Source organism: Cupriavidus necator (assembly GCF_040578825.1).
GTDB classification, from domain to species: domain Bacteria; phylum Pseudomonadota; class Gammaproteobacteria; order Burkholderiales; family Burkholderiaceae; genus Cupriavidus; species Cupriavidus necator_E.
On sequence record NZ_JBEFLI010000142.1, the window covers coordinates 1 to 5,409 of the forward strand.

At 68.8% G+C, this 5,409-nt stretch carries 6 protein-coding genes; 3 read left to right on the forward strand and 3 right to left on the reverse strand.

The window, feature by feature from the left end:
* The first annotated feature begins 213 nt into the window (after window positions 1-213).
* The gene (argA, locus tag AB1I47_RS33180) at window positions 214-1,536 is read left to right on the forward strand and encodes an amino-acid N-acetyltransferase (protein ID WP_354687892.1); all 1,323 of its coding nucleotides are present in this window, start codon (window positions 214-216) and stop codon (window positions 1,534-1,536) included.
* Window positions 1,537-1,634: 98 nt separating this feature from the next.
* Entirely contained in the window at window positions 1,635-1,910 is a 276-nt protein-coding gene (locus AB1I47_RS33185) for an oxidative damage protection protein (RefSeq protein ID WP_354687888.1), read from the forward strand.
* A 74-nt stretch (window positions 1,911-1,984) separates the two neighbouring features.
* Here AB1I47_RS33185 and rpiA read toward each other — a convergent pair whose 3' ends face one another.
* Window positions 1,985-2,671 carry a ribose-5-phosphate isomerase RpiA gene (gene rpiA, locus AB1I47_RS33190; protein WP_354687889.1) on the reverse strand — a complete coding sequence of 229 codons (687 nt, stop codon included), beginning with the start codon at window positions 2,669-2,671 and terminating at the stop codon, window positions 1,985-1,987.
* Window positions 2,672-2,820: 149 nt separating this feature from the next.
* Between rpiA and tal the strand changes: the two genes are divergently transcribed.
* Window positions 2,821-3,777, forward strand: a complete 957-nt coding sequence (gene tal, locus AB1I47_RS33195) for a transaldolase (protein ID WP_354687890.1) — start codon at window positions 2,821-2,823, stop codon at window positions 3,775-3,777.
* A 41-nt stretch (window positions 3,778-3,818) separates the two neighbouring features.
* Here tal and AB1I47_RS33200 read toward each other — a convergent pair whose 3' ends face one another.
* Together AB1I47_RS33200 and rlmB are read right to left on the reverse strand one after the other, a co-directional pair.
* Window positions 3,819-4,586, reverse strand: a complete 768-nt coding sequence (locus tag AB1I47_RS33200; protein ID WP_354687891.1) for an SIR2 family NAD-dependent protein deacylase — start codon at window positions 4,584-4,586, stop codon at window positions 3,819-3,821.
* A 4-nt stretch (window positions 4,587-4,590) separates the two neighbouring features.
* Entirely contained in the window at window positions 4,591-5,334 is a 744-nt protein-coding gene (gene rlmB / locus AB1I47_RS33205; RefSeq protein ID WP_354687893.1) for a 23S rRNA (guanosine(2251)-2'-O)-methyltransferase RlmB, read from the reverse strand.
* Window positions 5,335-5,409 lie beyond the last annotated feature (75 nt).

Here is a 5,409-nt window from a genome sequence, read left to right on the forward strand (position 1 = left end):
CCCTCCCGCCCCCGCACGCGGCCCGCCCCCCCCCCCCCCCCCCCCACCCCCCCCCGCCCCCCCCCCCCCCCCCCCGGCCCGCCCCCCCCCCGCCCCCCCCCCCCCCCACCCCCCCCCGCCCCCCCCCCCCCGGCCCCCCCGCCCCCCCCCTCCCCCCGCCCCCCCCCGCCCGCGCGGGGCGCGGCGCCCCGCGCGCCCGGCCGGCCCGACGGCATCGACCGCGGCGGCCCCGACCACCAGCAGTTCGTCGACTGGCTGCGCATGGTGGCGCCGTATATCCACGCCTTCCGCGGCAAGACCTTCGTGATCGCGTTCGCGGGCGAACTGGTCAAGTCGGGCGTGCTCAATGCGCTGGTCAACGACGTCGCGCTGCTGCACGCCATGGGCATGCAGATCGTGCTGGTGCACGGCTCGCGCCCGCAAGTGGAGGAGCAGCTTGCGCTGCGCCATGTCGAATCGCAGTTCGTTGACGGTGTGCGCATCACCGACAACGCCGCGCTCGAATGCGCCAAGGAAGCCGCCGGCGAGCTTCGCCTCGATATCGAGGCCGCGTTCAGCCAGGGCCTGCCCAATACGCCGATGGCGGGCGCGCAACTGTCGGTGATCTCCGGCAACTTCGTCACCGCGCGCCCGGTTGGCATCGTCAACGGCACCGACTACCAGCACACCGGCCTGGTGCGCAAGATCGACGCGGAATCGGTGCGCATGTCGCTGTCGCACGGCAAGGTGGTGCTGCTGTCGCCGCTGGGCTTCTCGCCCACGGGGCAGGCCTTCAACCTGTCGATGGAAGACGTGGCCAGCGCCACCGCCACCGCGCTGAAGGCCGACAAGCTGATCTTTATCACCGAGGTGCCGGGCGTGCCCGACCCGGTCGGCAAGCTGATGCAGGAAATGTCGCTGCGCACCGCGGTCGAGCGCCTGCAGAACAACCACCTGCCGCCGGACGTGGCCAACTACCTCCAGCACCTGGTCAAGGCGCTCAAGGGCGGCGTGCCGCGCGCGCACCTGATCCCCTATTCGCTCGACGGCTCCGTGCTGCTGGAGCTGTTCCTGCACGACGGTGTCGGCACCATGCTGTCCGATACCGACCTGGAAAGCCTGCGCGAAGCCACGCTCGACGACGTCGGCGGCATCGTGCAGCTGATCGAGCCGCTGGAGCAGGACGGCACGCTGGTGCCGCGCGGACGCCACCTGATCGAGCGCGACATCGGCAACTTCTCGGTGATCGAGCACGACGGCGTGCTGTTCGGCTGCGCCGCGCTGTACGACTACCCGCGCGAGAACATGGGCGAGATGGCCTGCCTGACGGTATCGCAGGAAGCACAGGGCACCGGCGACGGCGAGCGCCTGCTCAAGCGCATCGAGCGCCGCGCGCGCGCCCTCGGCCTGGACCGGCTGTTCGTGCTCACCACCCGCACCGAGCACTGGTTCCTCAAGCGCGGTTTCGTGCACGCCACCGTCGACGACCTGCCCGAGGACAAGCGCAAGCTCTACAACTGGCAGCGCAAGTCGATGGTGCTGATGAAAAAGCTGTGATGGCGTAGGGACAATCGCCGCCGCGCCGCGGCCCGCGGCCCCGCTTGGCTACAATAGCGCCAGCGCCGAAGCTCTAACGAACATTCCAAGGAGTCCCCATGGCCCGCATGGTCCATTGCATCAAGCTGAACAAGGAAGCCGAAGGCCTCGACTTCCCACCGCTGCCCGGCGAACTGGGCAAGAAGATCTGGCAGAGCGTGTCGAAGGAAGCCTGGGCCGGCTGGCTCAAGCACCAGACCATGCTGATCAACGAGAACCGCCTGAACATGGCCGACGCCCGTGCGCGCCAGTACCTGCTGAAGCAGACCGAGAAGTACTTCTTCGGCGAAGGGGCCGACCAGGCGCAAGGCTACGTGCCGCCGCCGCAGTCCTGATCCGGACCGCTGCAACGACAAAGGGGTGCCTCAGGCACCCCTTTTTGCTGGATAGCGCTGACTGACCGGCGCGATCAGTAGTCCGTGCGCTGCACACCGTCGCCATTGCCCAGCAGCAGCACGTCCGCGCCGCGCAGCGCAAACAGGCCTGCGGTCACCACCCCGGGGACCTGATTGATGGTCTGCTCAAGCCCGCGCGGATCGTCGATCTTCAGGCCGGCCACATCGAGGATCACATTGCCGTTGTCGGTCTTATAGATGCCGCCTTCCTTGGTCATGCGCAGCCGCGGCTGGCCACCCAGCGCCTGCAGCTTGCGCGCCACGGCGGCACGTGCCATCGGGATCACCTCGACCGGCAGCGGGAAGTTGCCCATGGTCTGGACCAGCTTGCTGCCATCCGCGATGCAGACAAAGCGCTTGGCCACCGAGGCCACGATCTTCTCGCGCGTCAATGCGCCGCCACCGCCCTTGATCATCGCGCCGCTGGCATCGATCTCGTCGGCGCCGTCGACGTACACGGGAATCTCATCGACCTCATTCAGGTCAAGCACCTTGAAGCCGTGCTGCTGCAGGCGGCGCGTGGAAGCCTCGGAGCTCGACACCGCACCCGCGAAGCGCTCCTTGAACGCCGCCACGGCGTCAATGAAGAGATTGGCGGTGGAGCCGGTGCCCACGCCGAGCACGGCGCCTTCGGGAACTTCCTGCTTCACGTAGTCGGCGGCGGCTTGCGCCACCAGCGCCTTGAGTTCATCCTGAGTCATGACAACAGCCAGATTGCGTTGGGAGGGAAACGCGTAGTGTAGCGGATTGCGGCGGCAGGGCTCGCCGCCGACGGTACAATGGACCAGACCCGGGCAGCCTGTACGCCCCTCGGATGCCCGCAGACGATCCAGCCCACGACATAGCGACCATGAACCAGCTCGAACAACTCAGGCAGTTCACCACGGTAGTGGCCGATACCGGCGACTTCCAGCTGATGAAGCAATATACCCCGAAGGATGCGACCACCAATCCGTCGCTGATCCTGAAGGCGGTGCAGAAACCCGAATACCGGCACCTGCTGGAGCAGGCGGTGCGCGACCACCACGGCAATGGCGGCGTGGACGCGGTGATGGACGAAGTGCTGATCGCCTTTGGCTGCGAGATCCTGGCGATCGTGCCGGGCCGCGTGTCGACCGAGGTCGATGCGCGCCTGTCGTTCGACACCGAGGCCACCGTGGCCAAGGCGCGCCACCTGATCCAGCTCTACGAGCAGCGCGGCATCGCGCGCGAACGCGTGCTGATCAAGATCGCCTCCACCTGGGAAGGCATCCGCGCGGCCGAGATCCTGCAGCGCGACGGCATCCGCTGCAATATGACGCTGCTGTTCTCGCTGGTGCAGGCGGTGGCCTGCGCCGAGGCCGGCGCGCAACTGATCTCGCCCTTTGTCGGCCGCATCTTCGACTGGTACAAGAAGCAGGCCGGCGAGCAATGGGACCCCGTTGCGAACGGCGCCGAAAACGACCCGGGCGTGCGCTCGGTGCGGCAGATCTACGACTACTACAAGAAGTTCGGCTACCCGACCGAGGTAATGGGTGCCAGCTTCCGCAGCACCACGCAGATCCTGTCGCTGGCCGGCTGCGACCTGCTGACCATCAGCCCCGAGCTGCTGGAGCAGCTCAGGACCGCAGAGGGCACGGTCGACCACAAGCTGTCGGTGGACCAGGCGCAGGCCGCCAATATCGCGCGCATCGCGGCCGACGAGCCGTCGTTCCGCTGGCAGTTGAACGAAGACGCGATGGCCACCGAGAAGCTGGCCGAAGGCATCCGCCTGTTCGCGGCGGATGCGGTCAAGCTGGAGAAGCTGATCGGGGAAATTGCGAAGTAAATCGCAAGGAAGGTCCGGACGGCAGCGCCCGGACCTATGGCTCAGCCTGCCGCTGGCGCGGGCTGCGGCCACAGCAGCGGCAGGCACTGCCCCGCCGCCGCCGACAGCACGATATCCGCGGTCTGATCGAGTGCCGACGGCTGCGGATTGACCACGATCACCGGCGCGCCCTGCTCGCGCGCCACGCCAGGCAGCCCCGCCGCCGGATACACCAGCCCCGAAGTGCCGACCACCAGGCACAGGTCGCAGTTCTGCGCCGCATGCTCGGCGCGGTAGCGCGCCACGCGCGGCAGATCCTCGCCGAACCACACCACGCCCGGACGCATCAGCGCGCCGCACAGGTTGCAGCGCGGCGGCTTGCCCGGCAGCGCAATGGCCTCGTCGCAGCGCCCGCAGCCATCCAGCCATTTGTTGGCGAACAGGTTGCCGTGCAGCTCGATCACGTGCCCGCTGCCGGCGCGCTGGTGCAGCCCGTCGACATTCTGCGTCACCAGCGTCAGCGGCTTCTGCGCGGCCAGCGCCACCAGCGCGTGGTGCGCCGGGTTGGGATGCACGGCCGCGACCAGCTCGCGCCGGTGCAGGTACCACTCCCACACCAGCGCGGGCTGGCGGCGATAAGCGTCTTCGCTCGCGAGTTCTTCCGGATCGAACTGTTCCCACAGGCCGGTCATCGCGTCGCGGAAGGTCGGCACGCCGGACTCGGCCGAAATGCCGGCGCCGGTCAGCACGAAGATGTTCCGGGCGCCAGCAATCAGCCGGCGCGCTTCCTCAAGCCCCGGCAGAGCGGCGTTGGAGGGGGCGCCCGTCATGTGCTCAGCGCGGCAGCCGCCGCTGGCGCACCGCCTCGTACAGGCACACGCCGCTGGCCACCGAGACGTTCAGGCTTTCGACGCCGCCCGCCATGGGGATGCCGACCAGGTCGTCGCAGGTCTCGCGCGTCAGGCGGCGCATGCCCTCGCCTTCGGCGCCCATCACGATTGCGGTCGGGCCCTTGAAGTCGATGTCGTACAGCGACTTCTCGGTGCCGTCGGCAGTGCCGACCACCCAGATGCCGCGTTCCTGCAGTTCGCGCAGCGTGCGCGCGAGGTTGGTGACGGTGATATAGGGCACGGTCTCGGCCGCGCCACTGGCGACCTTGGCCACCGTGGCATTGAGGCCGACGCTGCGGTCCTTGGGTGCGATCACCGCGTGCGCGCCGGCGCCATCGGCCACGCGCAGGCAGGCGCCCAGGTTGTGGGGGTCGGTGACGCCGTCGAGCACCAGCAGCAGCGGCGTGCCTTCGATGCCGTCGAGCAGCTCGTCGAGGTTCAGCGCCAGCGCCACGTCCTCGGCGCGCGCCACCACGCCCTGGTGGCGGTCAGTGCCGGCCATGCCGCGCAGGCGCTCGGCGTCAACGGGATGCAGGCGCACGCCCAGGCTTTCGGCCAGGCGCACGAAGTCCTGCATGCGCCGGTCGCGGCGGGCGGATTCGATATAGATGTCGGTTACGCCCGTTGCGTCCTGGCGCAGGCGTGCGGTCACGGCATGGAAGCCGATCAGGAGTTTTTGTTTAGCCATGGGCGCGATTGTACTCGCCCCGGCCCGCACCGCCGCGACAGGCACGGCGGCGGGGTGGCGGGGTGGCGAGGGGGC

What these genes read in the sequence shown, in the direction of transcription:
- rpiA (WP_354687889.1), bottom strand. Translation starts at nt 2,671, where the DNA reads ATGACTCAGGATGAACTCAAGGCGCTGGTGGCGCAAGCCGCCGCCGAC.
- AB1I47_RS33200 (WP_354687891.1), bottom strand. Translation starts at nt 4,586, where the DNA reads ATGACGGGCGCCCCCTCCAACGCCGCTCTGCCGGGGCTTGAGGAAGCG.
- AB1I47_RS33185 (WP_354687888.1), top strand. Translation starts at nt 1,635, where the DNA reads ATGGCCCGCATGGTCCATTGCATCAAGCTGAACAAGGAAGCCGAAGGC.
- rlmB (WP_354687893.1), bottom strand. Translation starts at nt 5,334, where the DNA reads ATGGCTAAACAAAAACTCCTGATCGGCTTCCATGCCGTGACCGCACGC.
- tal (WP_354687890.1), top strand. Translation starts at nt 2,821, where the DNA reads ATGAACCAGCTCGAACAACTCAGGCAGTTCACCACGGTAGTGGCCGAT.